The sequence below is a fragment of the Sporosarcina sp. E16_3 genome, assembly GCF_017347125.1.
GTDB lineage: Bacteria > Bacillota > Bacilli > Bacillales_A > Planococcaceae > Sporosarcina.
The window spans coordinates 16,582-42,666 of sequence record NZ_JADPRX010000003.1 but is presented as its reverse complement, the minus strand read 5'-3'; the positions used below and the strand labels follow the sequence as shown (position 1 = coordinate 42,666).

Here is a 26,085-nt window from a genome sequence, read left to right as displayed (position 1 = left end):
AGGGTTTGAAATAATAATGTGTGGTGATAGACACTTGTTTAACCAAGTGGCTGTCGCTTTTTTTTCGTAGAATTATTCGTGTCCTTTCAACTTTTACATCCCTTCCGTCAATAACTGAAAATAAAGATATATATATGAGCGAGTTTACAGTATAATTTAGCCAACGTGCTTTTGAAATGGGGGGGATTACGCTGTTAGACTTGCTTGTCATAATGTTGGAGAGAGTGGGTATGATTGTAGCGGTTGCCTTCATCTTAACTCGTTTTCAGTTCTTTAAAAATTTGGTTCATCATGATAAATTGAATCGCAAGCAGGAGATTACGGCGATTTTGTTCTTTGGGTTTTTCGGTATTGTGGGTACGTATTTTGGGGTTGCGCTTAATATGAATACACTGCATTTTAATAGTGTCGCAACTGTATTGACGTCGGATGAGGCGATTGCGAACTCGCGTGTTATTGGCGTTGTTGCTGCTGGTTTATTAGGGGGCTACCGTGTGGGAATTGGGGCGGGACTGATTGCCGGAATTCATCGCATGACATTGGGTGGTTTTACAGCAATCTCTTGCGGTTTGTCAACAATCGTTGCAGGCGTGGTCGCCGGTGCTTTTTATAGTAAAGGGAAAGCACTTAAACCACTTACTGTGTTTGGCATTGGTGCACTTGCGGAAGCCATGCAGATGAGCATGATTCTATTGATTTCCAAACCGTTTGAAAAAGCATTTACTCTGGTTGAGGTAATCGGCGTGCCGATGATTCTGGCCAATGGCGTCGGTACAGCCCTTTTTCTGTTGATTGTCCATAATGTCGTTGGTGAACAGGAGAAAGTGACGGCACTGCAGGCACAGAAAACGTTGCGCATTGCGAACCAGACACTTGGGTATTTGCGAACGGGCATGAACACCGACACGGCTCAAGCTGTCTGCACGATTTTATTTCGTGAATTACAACCCAGTGCGGTTGCCATGACGAATAAAACGGATATCCTTGCCCATGTTGGAATAGCCAGTGACCACCACAAGGTAGGCAGTCCGATTCGTACGGATGAAACAAGAGATGTCATTCATCATGGCGAGTTGGTTGTTGTCAATGATGGTACCATCCACTGTGATTATCCAGGCTGTCGATTAGGGGCGGCAGTAATCGCCCCTCTCATAAGGCGTGGAGAAACAATTGGGACGCTGAAACTGTATTATCCATCTGAAAAAGTGATTACGGATGTCAGCATCGAGCTGATTGCTGGATTGAGTTCGCTATTAAGTAACCAATTAGAAATCGCGGAAACCGATCGTGCGTATCAGTTGGCAAAAGAAGCGGAAATCAAAGCATTGCAGGCACAGATTAGCCCTCACTTTTTATTTAATTCCATGAATATTATTGTGTCCTTAATTCGCACGGATCCCGATCAGGCGAGGAAATTATTGACGTCTCTATCCTACTTCTTGCGTCAGAATGTAACAGGTACAACGGCATCTCAAATATCTTTGGAACAAGAACTGTCGCACGTAAAAGCATATTTGGAAATTACAGAAGCAAGATTTGTAGATAGACTGACCATTTTGTATGACGTGGATGATAATTTATTGGCTCAAAAGATTCCGCCTTTCACATTGCAACCGATTGTTGAGAATGCCATTCACCACGGCATTAATGATATGGTGAAAAATAGTATCATTAAAATGACTGTGCATAATGTAGGTACGGAAATAGAAATAAGGGTTGAAGACAATGGGAAAGGAATAACTCCAGAACGGATTGCCATTTTAGGATTGGCGCAGATTGAATCTGAAACTGGAACGGGAGTGGGGCTATTCAATGTCAATCGCCGCTTAATGATGACGTTTGGAGACCAAGCCGCATTATCAATCAAAAGCGAACGGAATGAAGGGGCGGTAATTTCATTTCGTATCCCCAAATTGGAGGTAGGCGTGTGATGCGAACAATCCGTACCTTAATCGTAGATGACGAACGATATGCCCGTGAAGAATTAACGTATTTACTCAGCAAATTTCCCGACGTTCAAGTGGTGGGGGAAGCAGAAAGTGGAGAAACCGCCATTTTAAAAACAGTACAATTACTGCCAGACGTCGTTTTTTTAGATGTGGAGATGCCTAAAATGAATGGGGTCGAAGTCGCTAAAGTACTGGTAGAGTTAAAAAAAGTCCCGCTCATCATTTTTGCAACTGCCTATCCTCAATTTGCAGCTGAAGCGTTTCGAATTAATGCCATTGATTATTTATTAAAACCGTATGATGAGGGGCAACTGAAACAGACGATTGAAAGAATCGATAAAGTTGTCTACCCAAAAGAAAAAGTGGATGCGATAAGCAATCTTGGTAAATTGGCAGTTGAAAAGGAAGGTGAAATTGACTACATTTACATTAAGGATATTTTGTACATGTATCGTGATGAGAAAGTGACAAAAATTATTACACAAAAGTGTGACTATGAAATTAAGACTTCATTGAAAGAATTGGAAAGTCGTTTAGTATCGTTTTCATTTTTTCGGATACATAAGAGCTATCTCGTTAACTTGAAGTATGTTAGCCGGTTAACGCCATGGTTTAATGGGGCCTACCAATTGGAATTAGAAGGCAGAAATGAGAAGTTGTCTGTCAGCCGTAACTACGTGAAAGATCTTCGACAACGATTGGAAATGTGATAAATGAAAAGAGTTAGAGCATGTTAATCTACTACTTTCACATCTTGGGCTAGATTTAAAGCATGTTAGGCTAAAACAATCATATTATCAGAAAACTTCACCTACAATGAATGAAAGCGATGCCATTCAAAAAGGGGGAGTTTTCATGTATACGTTTATATTTGGGGTAGTGCTGTTGGTAGTTGGTTATTTTACATATGGTAAATTCGTAGAGAAAGTTTTCGGGGTGAAAGAGGAACGTCAGACACCGGCTTTTGCAAACCAGGATGGTGTTGACTATGTTCCGATGAATACTAAGAAGAACTCGCTGATTCAACTGTTGAATATTGCAGGAGTAGGACCAATATTTGGACCTATCATGGGAGCCTTATATGGTCCTGTGGCCTTCATTTGGATTGTGTTCGGTGCCATTTTCGCTGGAGCTGTCCATGACTATTTGACGGGAATGATTTCAATACGAAATAAGGGAGCTCATCTTCCGGAACTTGCAGGTAAGTTCTTGGGTAAATTCATGAAGCATATCGTCAATGCTTTCGCTATCTTACTCCTTCTCCTAGTTGGAACGGTGTTCGTATCCGCGCCAGCAGGTTTACTTTATAATCTGATGAATGGCTGGATGGGAATGGGCTATATCATCGCAGCAATCTTCATCTATTACATTTTGGCTACACTTTTACCAATTGACAAGATTATTGGTCGTGTCTATCCAATCTTTGGTTTGTTGTTAATCATCAGTGCACTGGGCGTTGGTGGAGGTCTACTACTAACCGGAGCAGCAATCCCAGAAATAACATTGGCAAATCTTCATCCTGATAATCTACCCATATTCCCATTACTATTCTTAACGATTTCTTGTGGAGCCTTGTCTGGATTCCATGCAACGCAAACACCCATTATTTCACGAACGACTCAGAATGAAAAACAAGGACGCAAGATCTTTTACGGTATGATGATTGCAGAAGGAATCGTGGCAATGATTTGGGCTGCTGCAGGAATGTCACTATTCAATGGACCAATTGGTCTAAACGAACTTTTGGCTGCAGGCGGACCGGCTATGATTGTCAGCGAGGCTTCCATATTAATACTTGGTGCAATCGGCGGAACACTTGCTATACTAGGCGTTATCATTCTACCAATTACTTCTGGTGATACGGCATTCCGAAGTGCTCGTATGATCATTGCAGATTACTTCAAATTACCTCAGTTGAAAATAATGAGCCGCGTATGGATTGCACTTCCACTGTTTGCAATTTCATTTGCATTAACAAAGATTGACTTTATTATCTTATGGCGCTATTTCTCTTGGGCAAATCAATCAACCGCAGTTATTGCACTCTTCGTCGCGGCGATGTATCTATTCATCGCGAAGAAAAATTACTGGATTGCTTTAATTCCGGGCGTGTTCATGTTAATGGCGACGACGACTTATATTTTGAATGCTCAAATAGGTTTCCGTTTACCAATGGATGCCGCATTGATTGGGGCTACTGTCATTTCAATTATCTTGGTTCTAGTGTTCTTCAATGCGGCAGGCAAAGCCCGTGCGCAACAAATACCACTCGACTCGTATGCACCGGACTGGGATGAAACAACTAAACCTGTCATTCCGTAATATAAGAAGTCGAATATTGAATAGGCGACTTGACGAGCGAAGATTGCTCATCAAGTCGCTTTTTAGTATAGTAGGGTGGAATTGACAGCAATGAGCCTTTTCATCAAAATAATTTACTACTAAATGACTTAAGCCGAACGGGTAGGTAAATAGTGAAATAAAGGGGGAGATTCATATGGAAACACGCATCGAAGAAGTTGAGGAGTTCAAAGTTAAAGGGTATGGAATGAAAGGACCGCTGTCAGAAATTCCGGGAAAATGGGACGTGCTGAATAAGGAACTTGCCGAGAAAGGCATCGTTGCGGAAGAATCATTTGGGCTTTGCCTGGCGATGAAAGATGGAGAAATTCATTACATCGCTGGTATCAAATCGAATCTTGCCGAAGGGTTGCAAAATATAGAAGAAGCTGTCGTGCCAGCCGGCAAGTTCATGGTTGCTAAGGTTGAAGGTGGAGTCCACGCGATACAAACGGCGTTTACTATACTTATGAAAACGGATGGTATTCAACTGCGTAACAGCTTTAGTTTTGAAAGGTATGTTCATCCTAAAGGTTCGGACGGGTTTGACATTGAAGTTTGGTTAGCGATCGAGTAAAGACTATAGGAGAAGAGATTACGGTGTAGGCCGCGAATCTCTTTTTTTGTTTGAAAGGAAAAGAAAAAGAAAAATGATAATCACTTGTTGACTCTCACGTTACGTCATACTTTATAGTTAGTTTTGAAGGGAGGCGAGATGCGATGAAAGTGAAAGAAGTATCGCAGTTGACCGGTGTTAGTGTGCGCACACTTCATCATTATGATGACATCGGTTTATTAACGCCGGATTGTACGACGGAAGCAGGGTACCGACTTTATTCGGACGATAATTTGGCGACGTTGCAGCAAATATTGTTCTTTCGCGAACTTGGCTTCTCTTTGAAAAAAATCAAGGAGCTGCTAACAAGTCCTGCGTTTAGCCGTCAGGAAGCTTTTGAAATGCAGCGTAATATGCTCCTTGAGAAGCGAAAACAGCTTGATAGTATGATCAATACGATTGAGAAGACAATTCAACATGGAAAAGGGGAATTAGTAATGACGAATGAAGAGAAGTTTAAAGGGTTCGATTTTGGTGAAAACCCATATGAACAAGAGGCTAGGGAACGCTGGGGTGACAAGGCAGTGGATGAATCAAATAAAAAGGCGGCACAGTTTGGGCCGGAGCTAGAGAAGGAAATGAATCGTATTTACTCCGATTTAGCGAGTCTACGCCATCTGTCACCGAACTCAGACGAAGCTCAAGCGGCAATCGGCCAATGGTTTGAGTTTTTAAATAAGATGGGAAACTATTCGTTGGAAGCATTCCGAGGATTAGGGGAAATGTATGTAGCTGATGAAAGATTCACGAAGAATATTGATAAGTTCGGTGAAGGGCTCGCGGTGTTTATGAGGGATGCTATGGCGGTTTATGTCGAATAGGGAAAATAATACAGAGAGTCTAGGAAATAACTTTGCATCTCGGTAGGTCTGTGTTAAAGTCATGTATATTGGCTTACGAGAAACGTATAGTAGAACAAGGACTTTAAAATGGGGGCATCTGAACAAATGGGTGTCTATCATGGCTGTACTAATTTGCAGAGTGAACAAATTCGTTCGCTCTGTTTTTTAATTCAGTATCCGAATCATCTCGTGGAAATGAAACCCCAGCTCCTTCTGAAACGTATAGTAAGTATAAAGAAAGTTAGTTTATCGACTGTCTTGAATACCCGTTACTATCTAGGTCCCGGGTCTTAGACAGTTTCCATCCACAGCCGGTTTAGTTAACCTATCGGAACGTACATAATGGATGTAACAGTAAGAGATCGCAAGGGGTTGATAGTCATGAAAAAAACAATATATATTGTGCTTACGGATACGGGAACGTTGCTGTCAAAAGCAATTGGGATGTATACGAGGAAAGATTTAAATCATACGTCAATCGCGTTTGATGAACAGCTGAACGAGATGTACAGTTTCGGTCGGAAGCAGCGGCATAATCCATTTGTAGGTGGCTTTGTGAAAGAAAGTGCTACAGAGGGGATATTCCGACAAGCAACATGTGAGGTTTATAGTTGTGAAGTGACAATGGAAGAATACACGCGCATGCTTGATAAAATTCGCTTAATTGAACAAAATAAAGAACTTTATAAATATAATTTTATTGGTTTGTTTGGCGTGGCTCTGAATAAGGGAATTCAACGCAAGCATGCATTTTTCTGTTCGCAATTTGTAGCGATGGTCGTAAATGAAGGCGGCTTACAAATGTTTAACATTTCTCCAAGCTTAGTGCAGCCGCATCATTTTTCACAACTGCCCTGCTTAGAGCCTGTTTTTGAAGGTGATTTACAGACGTACTTGGATCAGGCCAGGGGCCAGCAAGAACGGCCGCCTATTCGTATGAGTATGTGGAAAAGTTTAGCGTTTCGATTACTGGCCTAAATAAGTAACTTGTTTTTATGAGAGCACATCGATTTGTCGAGCGGGGCTCTTTTTTTTATATCTAAATTGTGTTCTATGAAGCTAGTAAATAGGAAACGAGGGATCAAGTTGGATGAAGAACTGAAGGCTATTTTGCAACGGGTCTCTGATCTAGAAGGGGAAGTAAGTACGTTAAAACGGCAATTGGTTGAGATGAAAGCCCCTTCAAGCTATGTTGCGGAGGAAGTGAAGAAAGTTCATCTGTCCTCAATAATGGAGAGTTTGCCTGAGCAACTAGTTCGGGATGAAGTTCAGATTCAGCAGAAAGTAAGGAAAGAGTTCGATCTAGAGAAAGTGTTAAGCAACTGGCTTCCGCGCGTATTTATGTTTATTCTACTGCTTGGTGTCTTATGGGGATTGAAAGTTGGAATGGATCATGGGTTTATCACCAATCCGGTTCGAGTTGGAATGGGTTATACAGGAACAATCTTGCTCTATTTTCTTGGGAAGCGCTACTATAATGGTGGGAAAAAAGGATTTGGTCTGACATTGCTTGGCGGTTTTATTGGGCTTGGGATTTTGACGACATTTGCGGCACATCTTTTATATGGTTATCTGAATTTCACGATTGCATTTGTGATAGGTGTGGCTTATATTATCGCAGGGTTGTTGTTATCGAGAAAGACGAAATCGGAAACGTTGACGATCTTTTCTGGAATTGCAGGTTTTTTACTCCCTTTCTTATTGGAAGGGGAAGGAGCGACTTCCGTCCAATTCTGTGCGTACATCCTGTTGTTGTTTTTATCACTGTTTTATGTGTCACTCAGTCAAAATCATAAGTATACGTTCTACGTAACGTTCGTATTATTCCATTTAACGTTGTTCGTTTATGCACTTCTGGACAGTGCGTTTGCGGAAGAATCGATACTTGTTGCGACGGTGTTAATTCAGCATGGCGTAATTTTATTTTTTTACTTAAAAGGTCGAATTTCAAGGGATGTATTTTCAGAAGCGCTTCTATACTCGAATTTTGTCTTTACAATCGGCTGGATAAAGCTACTTGGACATGTGGAGGAAGTGTTTGTTTACGGCATGTTGGCGCTGTTGTATAGTGCGTTTGCGGCATACTCGTTTTGGAAGAAGGAAAGCATGCTACGGGGTATTTTGTCTGCTGTAGCCATATTTGCGGTCAGTGTCTTTATCCTATCCTTCGATATGGAGGATACTCGGGTATTTTTGATGTTACTTCTATTAAATGGGGCAATTGGAATATGGGTAGGTTTGCGCTATGATACGCTTAGGACGATTGTGACCGGCTCAGTAATTTACTTATTTACGGTCCCAACAGTTCTTACTACGATGCAAATAAATGCATTTTGGTCCTTAGAACATGCAGTGTGGCTTGTCTTTATTGGTTCATTCAGTCGGCTATTTTACACGCTCTATCAATTTACGCCTTCTCGTTTGAAGGGGAAAACGAAGTCAATTGATAAGAGTTTGATTGTTGGTCAACTGTTTGTTCTTTTCTATATCTTTCAATTAACGGAGCTAGGGCTCGCGAATACTTATGTATCGTTTGAAACAGGTAATCATGTCCAGGCGCTTGTGTTATTGGTGATTCTTAGTGCTATGTATGTCTTCCATAGGTGGAGTAAAGGACTGTACTTGACGCATGGAGCAGTCATTCTGTTTCTAATAGCGGGTATCGGGATGTTACTGTCTGGCTTGAATTCATCTTATAAACATAGTGAGTTTTTGTTTAACTTCTTCGTACAATTTGCTTATGTGGCTGCTTTTACAGCTATAGTGTGGGCGATTATGAAAGACCGCTTCTATCTTTCACGGAAAGAGCTGAAGTGGGAGACGCCGCAACTGGCGGTTGTCCTGCAGATTATCTATTTCATCGTCTTAAATAAATGGTACTTAGCCTTCACGAAAGCTTATGAATGGGATTTGGAGTATGTGTTGTTTGCGCATACGTTCTTGTTGTTTGCTTTTGCGTTTGTGTCAATCAGTATCGGTGGGAAAATGAATTGGAAGTATGTCAAAATTATCGGTGCGGTGCTCATTATCATTTGTGTGCTGAAGCTTTTTATCGTCGACTTATCAAGTATTTCCATTCTTGTTCGAGCAATTTTGTTCACCATCGTTGGTGTTGTCGGACTGGTGTATTCACGGACGTTGTTGAAGGAAGACTGAGGCAAGAGGTAACAAATGAAAAAAGTATTCAAGCAGTGGAAATGAATAGTTCCACTGCTTTTTCATATGGATGAAGGAAGATATAAATTGCCTTGCGGATACCAGGCAAGTTGTTTCAATTCAGTGTAAAGAGCAAAAGGCTTTACTAATTTCGCAATTAATGATAAAACGTGCGATAATAAGGAAAACGATGAAGTAAGGGTGACACAATGACAAAAACAATCGATTTACAAGTAAATGCAAGAAATATTAAAGATTTCAAAAAAGGCTATCCGCTAATTTTAAAAGATGCAATTATTAATTCCAGCGTGCTTGCGACGGAAGCAGAAGGAACAATCGTACGATTAGTAGATAAAGATCGTCGATTCGTTGCGAAAGGCTATTACGGCTTACAAAACAAAGGTCTTGGCTGGGTACTGACGCGGAAAGAGGAAGAAGTAATCGACTTTGACTTCTTTGAGTCAAGAATCGCTGCGGCACTTGCGAGACGTGAAACTTTATTTGCGGATGCATACACGACAGCGTTCCGCGTATTCAACGGCGAAGGCGACGGCATCGGCGGACTGACAATCGATTATTTCGACGGTTACTTTATGGTGAGTTGGTACAGCGAAGGCATTTATTCGCTCAAGCATCATGTCTACAGCGTGTTTGATAAAATCATTGATTACAAAGGTGTATATGAGAAGAAACGCTTTGACACGAAAGGTGGATACATCGAACAGGATGATTTCGTTAAAGGGGAACAAGGTGATTTCCCGATTATCGTGCGAGAAAATGGCATGAATTTCGCTGTCAATTTGAATGATGGTGCAATGACCGGTATCTTCCTTGATCAACGTGATATGCGTAAAGCGGTTCGCGATAAGTATTCTGAGGGTAGAAATGTATTGAACACATTCTCGTATACGGGCGCATTTTCTGTTGCGGCACTACTTGGCGGCGCGGTGAAGACGACAAACGTCGACTTGGCGAAGCGTAGTAATGCAAAAACAATCGAACAGTTCAGTGTCAACGGTATCGATTACGAACAGCAGGATATTAAAGTGATGGACGTTTTTGATTACTTCCGCTATGCAAAACGGAATGATTTGAAATTCGATCTAATCATTCTTGACCCGCCTAGTTTCGCTCGTACTAAAAAGTATACGTTCAGTACAGCGCAGGATTATCCGGCACTTCTTATGGATGCGATTTCGATTACTGAGAAAAATGGTATTATTGTTGCGTCGACGAATAATGCGAGTTTCGGAATGAAGAAATTCAAAACGTTCATCGATCAGGCTTTCGAAGAAGCTGGATCTAGGTATAAAATTCTTGAGGAATCAACATTGCCGAAAGACTTCCGGACAAACCGTGATTACCCTGAATTCAACTATTTGAAGGTTGTTATTGTGCAGAAGACGAAATAAAGTTAATCTTCAAGTAGAGGGGGATCCTCATCCCCAACTGATTGTTAGTTTAACCATTCGGGCTTTTACGGGCAGTTGCCACCCGCTTATTCTTCTTGTGTCCTTGAAGACTTGAAGTGGGTGTCTTACTGCCCGTTAATGCGGGATAAATGAAGAAAATGAAAGCCGTGCCGGAGATAATCTGGTGCGGCTATTTTTGATTCGTGGAGGAGGACAAAGGGTTTTAATCGAGAATGGATTAAGATAGAGATTGAATTGGGGTGGCAATATGATCGAGGCGATATTACATGGAATTATACTTGCGTTTGGACTTATAGTGCCATTAGGTGTCCAAAATGTGTTCGTTTTTAATCAGGGGGCATTGCAACCGACATTCGTGAGAGCTTTGCCGGTTGTTGTGACGGCAGGGTTTTGTGACACGCTCCTGATTGTTGCAGCGGTGTCGGGTGTATCACTTCTTGTTTTAACATTTGCCTGGCTGGAAAATGTTGTTTTCAGTATCGGCATTGTCTTTCTCCTTTATATCGGTTTTGTCTTATGGAAAAGTGATGCGATGTCGACAAAAGTGGATGGCGTGAGATTTTCGACAAAGAAGCAAATCCTTTTTGCAGCTTCGGTTTCTTTATTAAATCCTCATGCAATCCTCGATACGATTGGGGTTATCGGGTCGAGTTCATTAAATTACGCGGGGGATGTAAGAATAGCATTTACATTAACAACAATCGTTGTCTCATGGCTTTGGTTTATCGGGCTCGCAACTGCGGGGCGTTATTTCGGTAAGTTGGATTCAACTGGTAAGCTTATGGCACTGTTGAATAAAGTATCTGCTTTGGTCGTCTGGGGAGTCGCTGTTTATATGGCAATCAAATTAGCGGGGAACATTGGATGAATAATGGATAATAGCCGCACATGGAATCACTCGAATAAGGCTCATTGTGTGTCTAGGAAATTAGTAAACCTCGTACTGTGGATAAGTTGTAACGTAGAGATTTTACGTCTAGACTCCAGCGCCTAGAGGCAATAGGCGCTTGCGCTTTTGTTCTTGCCATCAAAGCTCCTGAAGTTCCTCATTCAATTTCTTCGCCTGCTTTCTGAAATAAAGATAGAAAGAGGTCCAGAACACAGAATAGGAGACAATGAATAATCCGAATGCGAGTAAAAAGCTTTTCACTGTAAATGGAACCCATTCGATGCCGAACGCTAGAATGAAATAAAGGATTACCACTGAAACGAAATGCAGCGCGGTCTGTTGTGATAAACGTAAAGACGTATTTTCAAAAAAGAGTGGTGTGACGGTGAAAAACCAACCGCAGAAGATGGAGCCTAGTGAGTTTTTCAAAAATAACTGTCCGTCCAGCATTTCTTTTCCGCTAAAGAGTACAACTGAATTCGTCATGATGACTGCGAGAAATGCACCGAAGAAAATGCCGATAATACTTCTATATAAAAAGGTTTTCATTCGTTTTTCCTCCTATTCATTTTCAAGGATTCTTTAATGGTATTGACGTATGTTCGAGTGACATATTCCTTCGTACCTGATTTGAAATAAACACAAAGTGTTCCATTAAACGATGCTTCAAAGTGGCTTAATTCGTGCAGATTTGCAATGACGGATTTAGAAAGTCGGATGAATTTACCCGCCGGAAGAATTTTTTCTAGTTCATATAACTTTTCTTTTAGTTTAAATGAACCAGCAGTAGTAACAGCGACAACACCATCCTTTTCTGTATGAAAGTAGTGGATATCAGCCGGTTTTAGAATATGTTGCATGTCGCCATCTTTTCCCACGAGGAACTTTGTATCTTGCCCTTTGATAAAATCAAGAATTTCTTGTACGGAATCATCCAATGCCGGGCATTCAATCGTCACTTTGGTTTCTTCATAATCACGGTCAATGTTCAATGATACTTTCATTCCAAGACACCCCTATCGGCAATAGTATATACATACAATTTACCATTGCCTGGTAGTCTGTCAAATACGTCTTTTATTTGAAATGCGGAGAACAAGCAACGCCGTAATTACTAAACAAGAAATATAGCCGATGGAAATAAGCGTGCTATTGTCAAAAGCTAGCTGTTCATTCCAAACGGCAATGAATAAATTATTCATATGATAAAGCGGATTAAACTCGGCGATAATTTGAATGAACTTCGGCATCATACTGATAGGAAGTGTAAAGCCCCCTGTAAAGATAACGACTTGGAAAATGATGATGGAGAACACTAACGCGCTTTTCATCTCGTTGAAAAAAGAGTAAATGGCAGATGCGATGACCAGCAGAACTGCATTGAGTACGATGAAAAATCCATAGGCCATGATGAAATTCAGTACATGGAACGGCAAATCATACATGAGCATGCCAATCACATAAATGAACAAGTAACCAAAACTTGTAATGATAATGGAGCGGATAATACTTGAAAGTAGAAGCGTGTTTTTTGAAACAGGTGAAAGACTTATCCGCTTTTCTACACCCGTTGTACGATGCGTCACTTGGTCGAACCCAAAAGCAAAAAATACAGTAGTGAATGTAATAAGTAAAATGAACGAAGGTGTGTACGATTGTGCATAACTCAAGTTACCTGCGTAGGTCTGATCCCCAAATAATTGCCCCAAAGAAATGTACGTAACAGGTGGTACGACAATCGTAAAAACTAAGTAAAACAATTCCCTTGAAAACATGAGTAAGTCGTATTTTAACTGTGTCGCTAACATATCTTCTCCTCCTTATATGGATACTTTCTCAAGATAAAATTCGTTGATGGATTTATAGCCTGATGCCAAAATGGTTTCCGTCGTATCAAAGACTTCATTCACACCATTATCTATAAGCATTACTTTGTCACAGTACAATTCGATTTCATCCATATTATGTGTTGAGAGAATGACCGTGCCCCCTGTTTTCTTGTTGTAATCGATAATGTAGGTCCAAAGCATATTGCGCATATGCGGATCGAGGCCAGTTGTCGGTTCATCTAATAGTAGAAGTTTTGGTTGTGATAAAAAGGCGATTGCCAGGCTCACAATTTGCTTCCATCCGCCAGAAAGCTTATCAAAGTATTTTTTTCGATGCGGTTGTAATTTAAAGTCAGTGATGATCGTTTCGATGTCAATTGGCGATTTGTAATAGGCTTTAAATAACCGAAGTAACTCTTGCACTTTCAGCGTCTGATAGAACTGTGTAGGCTGCAGGACGACGGAAATTTGTTTTCGAACTTGTTCCATTCGATTTATTGAGAGTGTCTTAATATCTTCATCAAAAACGAAAACTGTTCCAGCGTCGTATTGTTTAATGGTCATAAGAATTTCAAGAAATGTTGATTTACCCGCCCCGTTTTTCCCGATAACCCCAATGACTTCGCCTTCTTGTGCTTGAAAATCCACCCCTTTTAAAACGACGTTTGTTCCGTACGCTTTTTTCAAGTTGCAAACGTTGATGATATTCATTGCAATCCCTCCGTCTGAAATTTCTTTGTACCCAAAGTGTATGTTGTCTTGGCCTTGCTGTCTTTGGTATTCCCGTGAACCGCAACAATAGGAAGGTGACTTGTAGAAAACGTCATATGAAATGCATTTGGTTTTCCGGTGGATTAAAAGGACAAAGCTGGTATAGAAGAGAATAAGTAGATAGAGGAGGATGACGCGGATGAATTCATTGCAACCGAAAAAACGCAGCAAGTTGCGGATATTCTTCGGGAAGAAAGTGTACCGATTGAAGCGGTATTCGGAATGGTACATGGACGGGAAGAAGTATGCAACGAAGCGGTCAGCGGAGCAATTGAACCATGTCGTCTTCAAACATCGAACGCCTTTGCTCCGCAAACTGAAAGATGTAGAGATGGAATTACAAATAAACAAAATTAAGAACTTGAAAATAGCAGCAAAACGATTGAACGGAATTATGTTACAGCCTGGAGAGACATTTTCCTATTGGCGGTTGATAGGTAGTACGTCGAAACGGAAAGGTTACGTCGACGGGATGATTTTGCATTACGGGCAAGTGACGACGGGAGTTGGTGGGGGCCTATGTCAATTGTCGAATTTGATTTACTGGATGACACTCCATACGCCGCTGACGATTACTGAGCGCTATCGTCACAGTTACTACGTGTTTCCGGATTCGAAACGGAACCAACCATTCGGAAGCGGTGCAACATGCGCATACAATTATCTAGATTTACAATTAAAAAACGAAACGAACGAGCCTTATCAGCTCCTCATCTATTTGACCGATATTTCGTTGGTTGGTGAATGGCGCGCGTCTTGGGCTGCGAATCGAACGTATAAAGTGTACGAAAAAGACCACAGTTTCACGCGCGAATCATGGGGTGGCTATGTGCGCCATAATACGATTTTTAGGGAAGCGTACAACCTGAACGGCGAACTTATCGATGACGAATTCATTACAGAAAACCATGCGATCACGATGTATGAACCATTTTTGACATATGAGGAGTGATGATTATGTTGGGACTGAACAAAGGTGAAGTCAGATTAGTACCGCATGCTACTGACTGGGAAGAAGATTTCATTGAGGAAAAAGAATTATTGAGTGAGGCAATTGGAATGCTAGTGGTGGATATTGAACATATGGGGAGCACTTCCATCAAAGGGATTGCAGCTAAGCCACTTCTGGATATTCTTGTCGGTGTTCGATCAATGGATGATGTAACGAAATTTGATAAAAAGAGATTAAAAGAAGCCGGTTATTACCATCTTGGCCGTGTGGAAATAGAAGGGAAGGTTGTCTTCGCCAAGTTTACAAATCTGGAGGAACTGACAAAAACGCATGTCCTTCATATTGTGGAATATGGTGCGGAATGGTGGCTAAAACATACGTTTTTCAGGGACTATTTGAATGAACATCCTGATGTAGCGAAACAATATGAAAAGCTGAAAAAAGAGCTGGCGGCAACATATCCGGATAACGAGAGTTTGTATGCCGAAGGGAAATTAAAGTTTGTCGATGAGGTGTTAAGTAAGGAAAAAACAAGGTCATTCATTATCAACGAAGGGAATTTGCAAGTCCGAGAATTAGAAAGAGTTGATAAGGTCCTTCTATCGAAATGGCTTACTGACCCGGAAATCCTTCGGTATTATGAGGGGCGTGATAATCCGTTTAATTTTGAGAAAGTGGAGCAGGAATTTTTTGACGACGAAGAAGATGTGATAAGATGCCTGGTTGAGTTTAGTGGAATTCCAATCGGCTATGTCCAAATTTACATAGTGGAGGGAGAGGAAAAACTAGCTTACGGTTATGACGATTCATCACAGAACATTTACGGTATGGATCAGTTCATAGGCGAATCCGCTTATTGGAATAAAGGTATCGGAACGCAACTTGTCCGAGCGATGGTGACGTATTTAACTGAAGAAAAAGGGGCGGATCGAATTGTGATGGAACCGCAAACGTGGAATGAACGAGCCATTCGATGTTATGAAAAATGCGGGTTTGAAAAGGTGAAATTGCTACCGGGAAATGAATTGCATGAAGGGGAATACAGGGATTGTTGGTTGATTGAGCATAACTCTAAAACAGGTGTAGGTGCATGAGAAATCGAGGTTCTTCCGTTCTTATCGAAAACAACAAAGTTGGATTGATTAAAAGAGTTAAAGATAGACCTTAAAATTGCTAGGGGAGAGGTGAGTCTATGAACGCCAGCAGATTACAGCCCATCGAAGCCGCGCGGAGGTTTTTAGTAGCAAAATTCGCGGATTGTCAAGCTGCATTGCTTGCGGGAAGTGTCGTCAGGGGCGAAGAAACAGAGACATCGGATTTAGATATCGTTGTTTTTGATCAAAAGGTAGAATTGGCTTATCGTGAATCGTTTATCCCGCATTAACGGGCAGTAAGACCCCCACTTCAAGTCTTCGAGGGCAGGAGAAGAATAAGTGGGGGATCAACTGCCCGTAAAAGCCCGAATGGTTAAACTAACAATCAGTGGGGGATGAAGAACCCCCCCTCTGATTGAAGATTAACTTTATTGAGTATGGATGGCCAATCGAAGTGTTCGTCCACAACCTCACTTCTTACGTGGGCTTTTTTAAGTCGGACTGTGAAAGGGCACGACCCTCATTGCCGCGGATGGTTTCAGAAGGAATCATCTTATTCGATTCCGGAGTTGTTTCTTTAATCAAGGATGAAGCTAATGAGCTATTGAAAAATGGCCCCGAAGTTTGGTCAATAAAAACGATAGAAATGAAACGTTATATGATGACGGATGCACTTGATGATCTGATTGGTTCAACAAATAGTGCGGAAGAACTCTTCATAGTGAATACACTTGCTGATGCAATTCATGAATTCGTCTTGCGGACAAATGGTCAATGGATCGGAGCTTCGAAATGGATTGTGCGCGCATTAAATCAATTTGATGAGAAATTTGCTAGGAAGTTTGTACAAGCATTCGATGCATTTTATAAAACAGGCTACAAAGATGCAATTATTGACCTTGCAGATGAAGTGTTGAACCCATATGGTGGTAGGCTATTCGAAGGTTATTCATTAGGGAAAGGAGTGCGTATTTGACAAGTACATATGTAGAGTGGGAAGGCCATAAGCTGAAGCTGACATGGGAAAGTGGTCTCTTGCCGGAAGGGAATTTGATCACGAGTGTCCATGGATTCTGTTTTAAGGACGGGAAACTGTTAATGGTTGATTTGGATGATCGGGGTTGGGATTTTCCGGGTGGTCATATTGAAGTCGGTGAAACTGCGGAGGTGTGCTTTAAACGCGAGGCGATGGAAGAAGGCTATGTAACGGGAGATTGCGTACTCCTCGGTTCAATTGAAATCGACCATAATGAAAATCCGTTGTGGAATGAACAAAGTCCTTATCCGAAAATAGGTTATCAAGTTTTTTATAAAATGGACATTACGGAATTACATCCTTTTGAAGCGGGTTATGAATCAAGCAGAAGAACTTTTATCTCATCCGAAGATGTCTCCAAATACTATACGGGTTGGCATGCAACGTATGAAAAGATTATGCGTGAAGCGTGGGGAAGGTGTATAAATGAAAATTAGGAAATTGCTACAACATGAAACCCCGCCTTTTGAACTTCTACTTCTTGCCGACCCGTCGCGGGAACTGGTTGAGCAGTATACAGCCAGTGGGGAGTGCTGTGTTGCTGAAGAAGAAGGCGAAATCGTTGGTGTCTACGTGCTTGTCAAGTTAGGTGTTACAACGATGGAGATTATTAATATAGCTGTAAATGAGCGTATACATGGTCGCGGGATTGGGAAGAAGTTAATGGGGGACGCAATACAGACCGCAAAGGTGAAGGGCTGCAAGCGGCTTGAAGTTGGGACTGGAAATTCCAGTCTAGGTCAATTGGCGTTTTATCAGAAATGCGGGTTTCGAATCGATGGTGTTATAAAAGATTTTTTCGTTGATCACTATGAGGAAGAAATCTTTGAAAACGGCATTCAGTGCAGGGATATGATTCGACTATCAATGACTATTTAATGATTGATTTAGGTCATTTAAGCTTTAACGCCATCGTGGATTCTACTATCTAGGTTGTCACAAATACGTCCCGTGACAAGTCTCTCTACATCTAGTAAACTTGAAGTAATGTGTTGTGAATTTTCTGTAAGGAGAGATGACGCTATGAAACGGATACTCATACTTCTTTTCATTGTCGGTATGATGGCGGGCTGTTCCAATGTGTATAGTGCAGAAGAGGGCTATCGCATGGCGGTTATCAATCACGGCTTCCCGGTTCCGAAAAATGCGAGCGAACTAAAGCCAGAAGCGTGTACGACAGAAATTGCGAAATCTGCAAAGTACAAGCTGAACAATATTGGTGGGGAGCAGGGAGAACCGCCCGAGCATTACTTGGAGGAAATAAAGAATTGGGGCTGGATGGAACTTGAAGATGAACGAAAAGGGAATATCCACTTCTACGAAAAAGAAGGGAAAATCATGTCACTCATTTTTAAAGAAAATGTCTTTGATGTGTTTGAAATGAGTAGTGAAGTGAAGATGTAAGAAACTCAGGTACTGTGGATTTATTTTTTTGAAACTATTTAGCATGTTCGTACGTACTAGTAACAAGAGATGATTGTGATGAAATGGAAAGTGGTCATTTCAGCATACTATCCGGACTATATAGTATTGCTAGTAACACAAGCATTTGGGATTCCGAGGTATTTGGATGATTTGTCAGGTCGACTCTGAGGTTTTACTAGTCATTGTCCAATGACGACTACATAAGTCGTGAAAGTTGAGTTCGGCGTTTGCATTGCAGGGGAGAAAAGGCTATAGGGGATCTTCATTTTGGTAGTTCGTTATCAGATGTAGTAAAATATATATTGATGGTGTTTTTGCGAAAAGAAAAAATTTTCATTAAAATGTAAAGGAGTGATTATTTTGGCGATTATTTTACAAAAGGGTCAAAAAATCGATTTAACGAAGGGTCATCCAGGTCTTGAGAAGATTACTGTAGGGCTCGGTTGGGATCCAATTCAGAGTAAGAAAAAAGCTGGCGGATTACTCGGCGGACTTTTCGGTGGTGGCGGTAGTGGTGCTTCAAATATGGATATCGACGCTTCTGTTATCATGCTTCAAGACGATAAATTTGCGAGTAATGACAACTTGGTTTACTTTGGCAACTTGAAAAGTAAATGTGGTAGCGTAACGCACACAGGCGATAATACCACTGGAGAAGGCGACGGGGACGACGAGCAAGTGATTGTTGACTTGAAGAAAGTACCTGCAAACGTTAACAAACTTGTATTTGTCGTGAACATTTACGATTGTGTAAAACGTAAGCAAGACTTCGGTCAAGTGGAAAATGCATTTATCCGCGTTTTGAATTCTGCGAACAATGAGGAATTACTGAAATTCAACCTGTCTGAAAACTACGCAGGTTCAACGAGCTTAACTGTAGGGGAAATATATCGTCATGGCAGTGAGTGGAAATTTGGTGCAGTGGGGTCAGGGTCATCAGATTCAGGTCTTGGAGATATGGTTAAAAGGTATTCATAAACTATAAAAAACAGAAAAGAGGATGACATAAATGGCTATTTCATTGAGTAAAGGACAAAAAGTAGATTTAACGAAAAGTAACCCGGGATTAACGAATATCACGGTTGGTGTTGGTTGGGATACGAATAAATATGACGGTGGAAAAGACTTCGATTTAGATTCATCTATATTCCTATTAAATGCATCAGGTGTATGTGCAGATGAAAAAGATTTCGTTTTCTTCAATAACCTTGAGGGTGGAAATGGTTCTGTTGTTCATACTGGTGATAACTTGACTGGTGAAGGTGATGGAGACGATGAGCAGGTCAAAGTCGCACTTATGAATGTACCAACTACAGTTGAAAGAATTGCGTTTACGATTACAATTCATGACGCAGAGCAACGTAGCCAGAACTTCGGGCAAGTTTCGAATAGTTATGTAAGACTTGTCAACGATGCAAACGGTGAAGAGTTAATCCGATATGATCTTGGAGAAGATTTCTCTATTGAAACGGCTGTTGTTGTAGGGGAACTGTACAGACATGGTAGCGAGTGGAAGTTCAACGCGATTGGCAGCGGTTACCAGGGCGGACTAGCTTCACTAGTAAAGGATTATGGACTACAGGCTTAATTGAATGATGTAGCTATATAGGTTGAATAGATGAATACCTATATAAACTAAGCGAAGGCGCCTTACAAGGGGTAGCCGAAGCCATATGACTGGTGGCGAAGCTACCTGGCTTATGGCGGGAGGCATCCCCTAGCGCCGAAGCGGTATTCAATGGAAACTCACCCATTCAATCTATATAGTTATGGAACTTCAGCGTTCTAATCATGATAAACAGGAGTGATTCAGATGGCGATTACTTTATCAAAAGGTCAGAAAATCGATTTGACGAAAACAAATCCAGGCCTTGTAAGAGGTGTTATCGGACTTGGATGGGATACGAATAAATATTCTGGCGGACAGGAGTTTGACCTTGATGCATCTGCATTTCTAGTGGATGCAAGCAATCGTTGCCAGAATGATCATGACTTCATTTTCTATAATAATCTTAAGCATCCGAGTGGCGCTCTTCTACATACGGGCGATAATCGTACGGGCGAGGGAGATGGGGATGACGAGCAAGTAATTGTCGATTTCCCTAAAATTCCTGCGTACGTTGACCGCATTGGTATTACAGTAACGATTCACGATGCAGAAGCACGAAGTCAGAACTTTGGTCAGGTATCAAATGCCTTTGTCCGATTATCGGATGAAGCGACCGGCGAAGAGTTACTTCGTTTCGATTTAGGAGAAGATTTTTCAATTGAAACGGCTGTTGTTTTCTGCGAACTGTACAGGCACGGGAATGATTGGAAGTTCAATGCGATTGGTAGCGGATTCTCCGGAGGCCTTGGAGCGCTTTGCCGAAATTATGGTTTAGAAGTATAAATTTACGAGCTAGTAAAAGGTTGAAGTCTTTTATTGTTTTATTATCAGGAGGAACTAATGGAGATACTTAATGGAATAATTGATACATATGCCGCTTTTTTTGATTGGGGTATGTGGGTGGAAGTATTATCAGATCCAGTCAGTTGGGGCTTAATCGGTACCCTTATCATACTTGAAGGGTTATTGTCGGCTGATAATGCTCTTGTTTTGGCGGTCATGGTTAAACATTTACCAGAAAAACAACGAAAAAAAGCTTTGTTTTACGGGCTTCTTGGTGCTTATGTCTTCCGCTTTATCGCAATCGGGGTCGGTGTTTTCCTCATTAAATTGTGGTGGGTCAAAGCATTGGGTGCGGCTTATCTCGCGTGGTTGGCGATTAAATACTTTATGGATAAGTCTAAAGAGGCAGGAAATGATGATGAAATTGCAGGGATGAAAACAGAAGGTATTCTAATCCGTCTTTTCGGTACATTCTGGGGAACGATCGCTGCTGTGGAGATTATGGACATCGCGTTTTCAGTAGATAGTGTTCTTGCTGCTTTCGGTGTCAGTGAACAGATTTGGGTACTTCTTCTTGGAGGAATGCTTGGTGTCTTGATGATGCGTGGAATTGCTGGCGTATTCTTGAAGTTAATCGACAAAGTGCCTGAACTTGAAACGTCGGCGTATGTGCTAATTATGTTAATCGCGATTAAAATGGGATTGAGCGTTGTTGGTTTCGAAGTCCACCATTACGTATTCTTTATCATTCTAATCTTGACATTTATAGCTACGTTCGTCGTTCATAACATGAATAAAAAGAAAATGGCTTAATACAAAGACAAAAAGAAGGCTAGCCCCTTCTTTTTTCTTTTACCCTAAATCGAATAATAAATAAGGTTGGTGCTCAGATTGAAGTATTTTAATGACGTAGCCGCTATAGGCATAGAAGATTTATTTTATCGGAAGCCGGTGACGGTTACGAAGTATACCGATAAACAACGGCTGTCATACAGTCTGGGTGCTTTATTGTATATGCCAGCAACACGGGAGGATATAGCCCATCTCATTATTACCAACAAATTTAAGGAGCTTGTCACAGTAGCCATCTGTCTTGAAGATGCAATAGGCGATCATGAGGTTGAACATGCGGAAAATAAACTGATTACGCATATGCAACAAATTAGTGCTGCAATTGAGGACGGCCGGCTTACAGAAGAAACGACTCCACTTATTTTTGTCCGGGTAAGAAGTGCACAACAGATGTTGGATATAGGGGAGCGGCTCGGTGATTCATTGGGAAATCTTGTTGGCTTTGTATTTCCTAAGTTTTCATCGGATAATGGGGAAGACTATTTATCGGGTCTGCGACTGTTGAATGAGCAATCGAACACGGTGTTATATGGTATGCCGATTCTTGAATCGCCTAATGTGCTGTACAAGGAGCGTCGGTTGAACGAATTGCTACTATTAAAGGAGATAGTCGATCGGTATGCCGAATTCATTCTAAATATCCGGATTGGTGCTACTGATTTATGTGGGCTTTACGGGTTGAGAAGGGATAGTGAGACTACTGTCTATGAGATTTCTATTGTCAATGAGCTAATTACGGATGTCGTCAATATATTTGCCAGGCAACATGATGGTTTCGTAGTATCGGGCCCAGTGTGGGAACATTTCTCATCGAACGGTCGAATCTTAAAACCACAACTCCGTGAGACGCCATTTCAAGAAAGTTCAGGTTCAGTGGGTCTTCTTCTAAGAAAAGAATTGATTCGGAAAGATTTTGACGGGCTAATTCAGGAAACGTTGCTAGATAGAGCGAACGGATTGGTTGGGAAAACAATTATTCATCCGTCTCACCTTTTGCCTGTCCAGGCATTGCATGTCGTCACGAAGGAAGAATATGTGGACGCGCTTAGTATCTTCCAGCAGGCTACAGGTGAAAAAGGCGTGTTCAAAAGTGAATTTATGAACAAAATGAATGAGATTAAGCCCCATTTATACTGGGCGCAAAAAGTGTTAATTAAGTCTGATATATACGGGGTGTACAATGAAAACATCACATTCATCGATTTGTTATCCGAGTAAGTACACGCATGAAGTTTGCGAGTCTATGCAAGTACATGTGCAAATCGAACAAAATCCATTCGATCTTTCAGTTGAAAATTTATATGAGATGGCCGCGAGAATAAACAAAAAACGTTCTTTTTTATTCGTTAGTAAAGTGCTTGGGAAGCATATCCCTATATCGCCCGAATTGCCCATGATTGCATCGGCATTGCTGGCCTCTGTTTATTATGAAGGTAAGACAACTAAACAAATACCTGGAAAAGAACAGCTCATCGAAGCTGTTAAGGATAGTTCTCCGAAGAACTTGCAGGCAGCGTATTCGATTTTACAACAGCTACAATGTCAACTCGATGAGCCGGTTGTGTTCATCGGTTTTGCGGAAACAGCAACGGCGCTCGGTCACGGTGTTTTTGACTGTTTTTCGGACGCCACTTACATTCATTCGACAAGAGAAGTGCTTGCTGATCAAGAGGTGATTCTCTACTTTGAAGAAGAGCATTCCCACGCTACAGATCAGCGTTGCTATGCCCCGGAACAGTACTTGAATAATGACCACTCGATTTGCCTGGTGGATGATGAAATTACGACTGGTAAGACTGCATTAAATATCATTGCTTCTATTCAGAAGTGTTTTCCACGTAAGGAATATACAATCTTATCCCTGTTGGACTGGCGAAGTGAGGAGGATCAGCAACGGTTAAAGGCGTTTGAGAAATTGTATGATGTTCGCATCACGACGTATGCTTTATTGACCGGAACGATTCAAGTAGAAGGAACACCTGGTTTAGCTGAAGGTACCCCTATTATTGGCGAATCGATTGTTGAAGTTCCGGGTTATGAGAGAATTAGTCTGAAGTCATTGCCTATACCTCTTCCACACTATACCTATTCATCAATTGATTCTTCTGGATTTAAAAATGGTTCCAATTATTCGGCCCTGACTGGGAGATTCGGTATCTCATCGGACAACAAACAAGACGTTGAGGCATATTGTCAGCGTGTGGGAGAATATTTGCAGAAATATCGGATAGGAAAACGGACATTATGTTTAGGTACTGGGGAATTCATGCATATCCCGATGAAAACAGCTGTTTACATGGGGGAGGGTGTATCGTATCATTCGACGACGAGAAGCCCGATATTTCCAATAGCCCGAGAAAGTTATCCGATAAAAAATAGAATGGCTTTCGAAAGTCCCGAAGATCCAGCAACTATGAATTATGCGTATAATGTATCCGACATGGAATACGATGAAGTCTTTTTATTTTTTGAACGTCCAATAGATGACAACAGGCTTGAACCGATATTACGCCAGTTCAAAGGATTTCCTGCAATCAATATTGTAGACTTCACTTGAAAGGTGTGAGTAGAAGATGCAACAAATAACGCAAATGCTAACAGGAAGTTATTCATCTGAAGATGTCGTTTTTCTATTGAAAGATCTATCAGATGCGAGCCTTGAAAGAAGTCTGAATGAACGGGAAGAGGCTATTCAAGGCGGCGCCCATTATTCGGAAATGCTTCCCATTGAATACGAGCCGACCGAAGCTTATTTAAATCTTTTTTATGAGTCGCTACATACTTCAAAGCGAAAAGTAGCAACAGCGGTCGGCGCGGTTTCGGAACTCCTCATTGAGAACAAAGGGGAGGAACTTGTACTTGTTTCCCTTGCGAGAGCTGGGACTCCGATTGGTATCTTGATGAAGCGTTATATTCATGCGGTATATGGAGCAAATTTACCGCATTATAGCGTATCGATCATCCGAGGACGTGGCATCGATGAAAATGCCATGCTGTATATTACGAGTCAACATCCTGATAAGCGCATCGTTTTTGTCGATGGCTGGACAGGTAAAGGCGCGATATCTATAGAACTGACAAAGTCTGTTAAGTTGTTTAAAGAAAAACATGGCATCATTCTGGATGATGAACTCGTTGTGTTGGCGGATCCAGGGTATTGTTCTTCCTTATATGGCACTCGGGAGGACTTTCTAATTCCAAGCGCCTGCTTGAATTCAACAGTATCTGGTCTAGTCAGCCGCACGGTGCTAAACAGCCGCTGGATAGGTTCGACGGATTTCCACGGAGCGAAGGTCTATTCAGAACTTCAAGATAAAGATGTATCGAATCATCATATTGATGTCATTACGGCAGAATTTGAAGCGGCAGCCCCGTTAATCGAAGCGGCGAAAGAAGCCTTAAAGCAAACAGATATGACGCCAACTTGGCAGGGAATGAAAACAATCGCTTTAATCCAGGAACACTTTGGAATTGAAAATGTGAATCTTATCAAACCTGGTGTTGGCGAAACGACGCGTGTTCTTCTACGACGTTTACCTTGGAAGATACTGGTTAAGGATTTAAATGACCCACGACTTAAACACATTTTTCAATTGGCAAAGGAAAGGGCTGTACCTGTGGAGGTTTATGAACAGATGACTTATACTTGTTGTGGACTTATCAAACCGTTGGAGAAAAAAGTATGATGTTTGCAAGTGATTTAGACAGGACAATGATTTATTCTCATCGGGGATTTGGCGGGGAAATCTTGAATATCCCTGTTCGCACTATTGAAGTAGCTAATGGAAGAGACATTTCATTCATGACAAAAAAAGCGATTGCATTATTACACAAGTTGTCTGAAGAGATGATGTTTGTTCCGGTAACGACAAGAACAACTGAACAGTATAGTCGAGTCTCGCTATTCCATGAAGAAATACGTCCTACATATGCAATTACTTGTAATGGCGGCGTTGTACTAAAAGATGGGAAGATTGATAAGAATTGGCAGGATTATATCTGCTCTAAAATAGATGGAAGTGCCGCTTCAGTAGATGATGTCAAGCGGAAAATAGAAGAGACTGCGGATGCGTCTTGGTTGAACTCGATACGCGTGGTAGATGGATTTTTTTTGTACATGATTATCAACCCACCGCTATCAACTGAACGGGTCAAGTATTATTCACAGTGGGCGGCAGCGCGTGGCTGGTCCTTTTCAGTTCAAGGCAGGAAGGTTTACTTAATTCCATCATTCATTAATAAATGGGATGCTGTGAACTATGTTGCGAAAAAGGAAGGAAAGCAAACGGTTTATACCGCAGGTGATTCCAATCTGGATGTCTGCTTGATTGAGCAGGCGGATTTCGGTTTGATACCACGTCACGGGGAAGCGGCAGCTACATTTGGTCACCTTGGAATGACTCAAAAAACAGGGATATTGGCATCGGAGGAAATCATTGAAACGATTCTTTCGAAGCGCCTCCAATTCATTCCTGGAATCCGTTGAAGCTATCGGACTACGAACCTTCC

28 protein-coding genes are annotated in these 26,085 nt (G+C 41.4%); 24 read left to right on the top strand and 4 right to left on the bottom strand.

Annotation, left to right across the window (positions count from 1 at the left end):
* The first annotated feature begins 230 nt into the window (after window positions 1-230).
* The 9 genes from I2483_RS03845 to I2483_RS03805 all read left to right on the top strand — a co-directional run bounded on the left by I2483_RS03845 (window position 231) and on the right by I2483_RS03805 (window position 11,204).
* Window positions 231-1,931 (top strand): LytS/YhcK type 5TM receptor domain-containing protein, encoded by a 1,701-nt coding sequence (locus I2483_RS03845; protein ID WP_481886312.1) that lies wholly within the window; start codon window positions 231-233, stop codon window positions 1,929-1,931.
* The gene (locus I2483_RS03840) at window positions 1,931-2,659 is read left to right on the top strand and encodes a LytR/AlgR family response regulator transcription factor (RefSeq protein ID WP_218624855.1); all 729 of its coding nucleotides are present in this window, start codon (window positions 1,931-1,933) and stop codon (window positions 2,657-2,659) included. The genes I2483_RS03845 and I2483_RS03840 overlap by 1 nt, the downstream gene beginning before the upstream one ends.
* 145 nt (window positions 2,660-2,804) lie before the next feature.
* Window positions 2,805-4,271 carry a carbon starvation CstA family protein gene (locus I2483_RS03835; RefSeq protein WP_207174027.1) on the top strand — a complete coding sequence of 489 codons (1,467 nt, stop codon included), beginning with the start codon at window positions 2,805-2,807 and terminating at the stop codon, window positions 4,269-4,271.
* A 175-nt stretch (window positions 4,272-4,446) separates the two neighbouring features.
* The gene (locus tag I2483_RS03830; protein ID WP_207174026.1) at window positions 4,447-4,866 is read left to right on the top strand and encodes a GyrI-like domain-containing protein; all 420 of its coding nucleotides are present in this window, start codon (window positions 4,447-4,449) and stop codon (window positions 4,864-4,866) included.
* Window positions 4,867-5,009: 143 nt separating this feature from the next.
* A complete protein-coding gene (locus I2483_RS03825) occupies window positions 5,010-5,726 on the top strand; it encodes a MerR family transcriptional regulator (protein WP_207174025.1) in 717 nt (238 codons plus the stop codon).
* A 402-nt stretch (window positions 5,727-6,128) separates the two neighbouring features.
* Window positions 6,129-6,725: a hypothetical protein gene (locus I2483_RS03820; protein WP_255550263.1), complete on the top strand. Its 597-nt coding sequence runs from the start codon at window positions 6,129-6,131 to the stop codon at window positions 6,723-6,725.
* 108 nt (window positions 6,726-6,833) lie between these two features.
* On the top strand, window positions 6,834-8,903 hold the full coding sequence (locus I2483_RS03815; protein WP_207174024.1) for a DUF2339 domain-containing protein: 2,070 nt from the start codon (window positions 6,834-6,836) through the stop codon (window positions 8,901-8,903).
* A 209-nt stretch (window positions 8,904-9,112) separates the two neighbouring features.
* Window positions 9,113-10,315: a class I SAM-dependent rRNA methyltransferase gene (locus I2483_RS03810; protein WP_186671515.1), complete on the top strand. Its 1,203-nt coding sequence runs from the start codon at window positions 9,113-9,115 to the stop codon at window positions 10,313-10,315.
* Between the two features lie 268 nt (window positions 10,316-10,583).
* The gene (locus I2483_RS03805; RefSeq protein ID WP_207174023.1) at window positions 10,584-11,204 is read left to right on the top strand and encodes a LysE/ArgO family amino acid transporter; all 621 of its coding nucleotides are present in this window, start codon (window positions 10,584-10,586) and stop codon (window positions 11,202-11,204) included.
* Window positions 11,205-11,363: 159 nt separating this feature from the next.
* On the opposite strand, the gene I2483_RS03800 is transcribed toward I2483_RS03805, so the two are convergent.
* Genes I2483_RS03800 through I2483_RS03785 form a run of 4 tightly spaced genes read right to left on the bottom strand, consistent with a single transcriptional unit; the run spans window position 11,364 to window position 13,765 of the window.
* Entirely contained in the window at window positions 11,364-11,774 is a 411-nt protein-coding gene (locus I2483_RS03800; protein WP_207174022.1) for a DUF3021 domain-containing protein, read from the bottom strand.
* Window positions 11,771-12,229, bottom strand: coding sequence for a LytTR family DNA-binding domain-containing protein (locus tag I2483_RS03795; RefSeq protein ID WP_207174021.1), 459 nt, complete (start codon window positions 12,227-12,229; stop codon window positions 11,771-11,773). The genes I2483_RS03800 and I2483_RS03795 overlap by 4 nt, the downstream gene beginning before the upstream one ends.
* 60 nt (window positions 12,230-12,289) lie before the next feature.
* Window positions 12,290-13,033, bottom strand: a complete 744-nt coding sequence (locus I2483_RS03790) for an ABC transporter permease (RefSeq protein ID WP_207174020.1) — start codon at window positions 13,031-13,033, stop codon at window positions 12,290-12,292.
* A 12-nt stretch (window positions 13,034-13,045) separates the two neighbouring features.
* Entirely contained in the window at window positions 13,046-13,765 is a 720-nt protein-coding gene (locus tag I2483_RS03785; protein WP_207174019.1) for an ABC transporter ATP-binding protein, read from the bottom strand.
* A 199-nt stretch (window positions 13,766-13,964) separates the two neighbouring features.
* On the opposite strand from I2483_RS03785, the gene I2483_RS03780 reads away from it, so the two are divergent.
* The 15 genes from I2483_RS03780 to I2483_RS03705 all read left to right on the top strand — a co-directional run bounded on the left by I2483_RS03780 (window position 13,965) and on the right by I2483_RS03705 (window position 26,062).
* Window positions 13,965-14,777, top strand: coding sequence for a VanW family protein (locus I2483_RS03780; protein ID WP_207174018.1), 813 nt, complete (start codon window positions 13,965-13,967; stop codon window positions 14,775-14,777).
* A 5-nt stretch (window positions 14,778-14,782) separates the two neighbouring features.
* Window positions 14,783-15,871, top strand: a complete 1,089-nt coding sequence (locus I2483_RS19625) for a GNAT family N-acetyltransferase (protein ID WP_346267695.1) — start codon at window positions 14,783-14,785, stop codon at window positions 15,869-15,871.
* 98 nt (window positions 15,872-15,969) lie between these two features.
* A complete protein-coding gene (locus I2483_RS03765; RefSeq protein WP_207174017.1) occupies window positions 15,970-16,161 on the top strand; it encodes a nucleotidyltransferase domain-containing protein in 192 nt (63 codons plus the stop codon).
* A 233-nt stretch (window positions 16,162-16,394) separates the two neighbouring features.
* A complete protein-coding gene (locus tag I2483_RS03760) occupies window positions 16,395-16,847 on the top strand; it encodes a nucleotidyltransferase (protein WP_207174016.1) in 453 nt (150 codons plus the stop codon).
* Window positions 16,844-17,344 (top strand): NUDIX hydrolase, encoded by a 501-nt coding sequence (locus I2483_RS03755; RefSeq protein WP_207174015.1) that lies wholly within the window; start codon window positions 16,844-16,846, stop codon window positions 17,342-17,344. Before I2483_RS03760 ends, I2483_RS03755 begins: the two co-directional genes overlap by 4 nt.
* Complete coding sequence (locus I2483_RS03750) at window positions 17,334-17,786, top strand: GNAT family N-acetyltransferase (RefSeq protein WP_207174014.1); 453 nt, start codon at window positions 17,334-17,336, stop codon at window positions 17,784-17,786. The genes I2483_RS03755 and I2483_RS03750 overlap by 11 nt, the downstream gene beginning before the upstream one ends.
* Window positions 17,787-17,930: 144 nt before the next feature.
* The gene (locus I2483_RS03745) at window positions 17,931-18,311 is read left to right on the top strand and encodes a hypothetical protein (protein WP_186671528.1); all 381 of its coding nucleotides are present in this window, start codon (window positions 17,931-17,933) and stop codon (window positions 18,309-18,311) included.
* A gap of 381 nt (window positions 18,312-18,692) precedes the next feature.
* On the top strand, window positions 18,693-19,310 hold the full coding sequence (locus I2483_RS03740; RefSeq protein ID WP_207174013.1) for a TerD family protein: 618 nt from the start codon (window positions 18,693-18,695) through the stop codon (window positions 19,308-19,310).
* Window positions 19,311-19,341: 31 nt separating this feature from the next.
* Window positions 19,342-19,920, top strand: a complete 579-nt coding sequence (locus I2483_RS03735) for a TerD family protein (protein ID WP_186671532.1) — start codon at window positions 19,342-19,344, stop codon at window positions 19,918-19,920.
* A 225-nt stretch (window positions 19,921-20,145) separates the two neighbouring features.
* On the top strand, window positions 20,146-20,724 hold the full coding sequence (locus I2483_RS03730) for a TerD family protein (protein ID WP_186671534.1): 579 nt from the start codon (window positions 20,146-20,148) through the stop codon (window positions 20,722-20,724).
* Between the two features lie 57 nt (window positions 20,725-20,781).
* Complete coding sequence (locus tag I2483_RS03725; RefSeq protein WP_186671536.1) at window positions 20,782-21,537, top strand: TerC family protein; 756 nt, start codon at window positions 20,782-20,784, stop codon at window positions 21,535-21,537.
* Window positions 21,538-21,606: 69 nt separating this feature from the next.
* Window positions 21,607-22,794, top strand: coding sequence for an HpcH/HpaI aldolase/citrate lyase family protein (locus tag I2483_RS03720; protein WP_346267694.1), 1,188 nt, complete (start codon window positions 21,607-21,609; stop codon window positions 22,792-22,794).
* Window positions 22,757-24,133, top strand: a complete 1,377-nt coding sequence (locus I2483_RS03715) for a phosphoribosyltransferase family protein (RefSeq protein ID WP_207174011.1) — start codon at window positions 22,757-22,759, stop codon at window positions 24,131-24,133. The genes I2483_RS03720 and I2483_RS03715 overlap by 38 nt, the downstream gene beginning before the upstream one ends.
* Window positions 24,134-24,149: 16 nt before the next feature.
* Window positions 24,150-25,262 (top strand): cysteine protease StiP family protein, encoded by a 1,113-nt coding sequence (locus I2483_RS03710; RefSeq protein WP_207174010.1) that lies wholly within the window; start codon window positions 24,150-24,152, stop codon window positions 25,260-25,262.
* Window positions 25,259-26,062 carry a hypothetical protein gene (locus tag I2483_RS03705; protein WP_207174009.1) on the top strand — a complete coding sequence of 268 codons (804 nt, stop codon included), beginning with the start codon at window positions 25,259-25,261 and terminating at the stop codon, window positions 26,060-26,062. The genes I2483_RS03710 and I2483_RS03705 overlap by 4 nt, the downstream gene beginning before the upstream one ends.
* Window positions 26,063-26,085 lie beyond the last annotated feature (23 nt).

Coding starts and splice junctions, on each gene's coding strand:
- I2483_RS03845 (WP_481886312.1), top strand. CDS start 231: ATGATTGTAGCGGTTGCCTTCATCTTAACTCGTTTTCAGTTCTTTAAA.
- I2483_RS03840 (WP_218624855.1), top strand. CDS start 1,931: ATGCGAACAATCCGTACCTTAATCGTAGATGACGAACGATATGCCCGT.
- I2483_RS03835 (WP_207174027.1), top strand. CDS start 2,805: ATGTATACGTTTATATTTGGGGTAGTGCTGTTGGTAGTTGGTTATTTT.
- I2483_RS03830 (WP_207174026.1), top strand. CDS start 4,447: ATGGAAACACGCATCGAAGAAGTTGAGGAGTTCAAAGTTAAAGGGTAT.
- I2483_RS03825 (WP_207174025.1), top strand. CDS start 5,010: ATGAAAGTGAAAGAAGTATCGCAGTTGACCGGTGTTAGTGTGCGCACA.
- I2483_RS03820 (WP_255550263.1), top strand. CDS start 6,129: ATGAAAAAAACAATATATATTGTGCTTACGGATACGGGAACGTTGCTG.
- I2483_RS03810 (WP_186671515.1), top strand. CDS start 9,113: ATGACAAAAACAATCGATTTACAAGTAAATGCAAGAAATATTAAAGAT.
- I2483_RS03805 (WP_207174023.1), top strand. CDS start 10,584: ATGATCGAGGCGATATTACATGGAATTATACTTGCGTTTGGACTTATA.
- I2483_RS03800 (WP_207174022.1), bottom strand. CDS start 11,774: ATGAAAACCTTTTTATATAGAAGTATTATCGGCATTTTCTTCGGTGCA.
- I2483_RS03795 (WP_207174021.1), bottom strand. CDS start 12,229: ATGAAAGTATCATTGAACATTGACCGTGATTATGAAGAAACCAAAGTG.
- I2483_RS03790 (WP_207174020.1), bottom strand. CDS start 13,033: ATGTTAGCGACACAGTTAAAATACGACTTACTCATGTTTTCAAGGGAA.
- I2483_RS03785 (WP_207174019.1), bottom strand. CDS start 13,765: ATGAATATCATCAACGTTTGCAACTTGAAAAAAGCGTACGGAACAAAC.
- I2483_RS03780 (WP_207174018.1), top strand. CDS start 13,965: ATGAATTCATTGCAACCGAAAAAACGCAGCAAGTTGCGGATATTCTTC.
- I2483_RS19625 (WP_346267695.1), top strand. CDS start 14,783: ATGTTGGGACTGAACAAAGGTGAAGTCAGATTAGTACCGCATGCTACT.
- I2483_RS03765 (WP_207174017.1), top strand. CDS start 15,970: ATGAACGCCAGCAGATTACAGCCCATCGAAGCCGCGCGGAGGTTTTTA.
- I2483_RS03750 (WP_207174014.1), top strand. CDS start 17,334: ATGAAAATTAGGAAATTGCTACAACATGAAACCCCGCCTTTTGAACTT.
- I2483_RS03745 (WP_186671528.1), top strand. CDS start 17,931: ATGAAACGGATACTCATACTTCTTTTCATTGTCGGTATGATGGCGGGC.
- I2483_RS03735 (WP_186671532.1), top strand. CDS start 19,342: ATGGCTATTTCATTGAGTAAAGGACAAAAAGTAGATTTAACGAAAAGT.
- I2483_RS03730 (WP_186671534.1), top strand. CDS start 20,146: ATGGCGATTACTTTATCAAAAGGTCAGAAAATCGATTTGACGAAAACA.
- I2483_RS03725 (WP_186671536.1), top strand. CDS start 20,782: ATGGAGATACTTAATGGAATAATTGATACATATGCCGCTTTTTTTGAT.
- I2483_RS03715 (WP_207174011.1), top strand. CDS start 22,757: ATGAAAACATCACATTCATCGATTTGTTATCCGAGTAAGTACACGCAT.
- I2483_RS03710 (WP_207174010.1), top strand. CDS start 24,150: ATGCAACAAATAACGCAAATGCTAACAGGAAGTTATTCATCTGAAGAT.
- I2483_RS03705 (WP_207174009.1), top strand. CDS start 25,259: ATGATGTTTGCAAGTGATTTAGACAGGACAATGATTTATTCTCATCGG.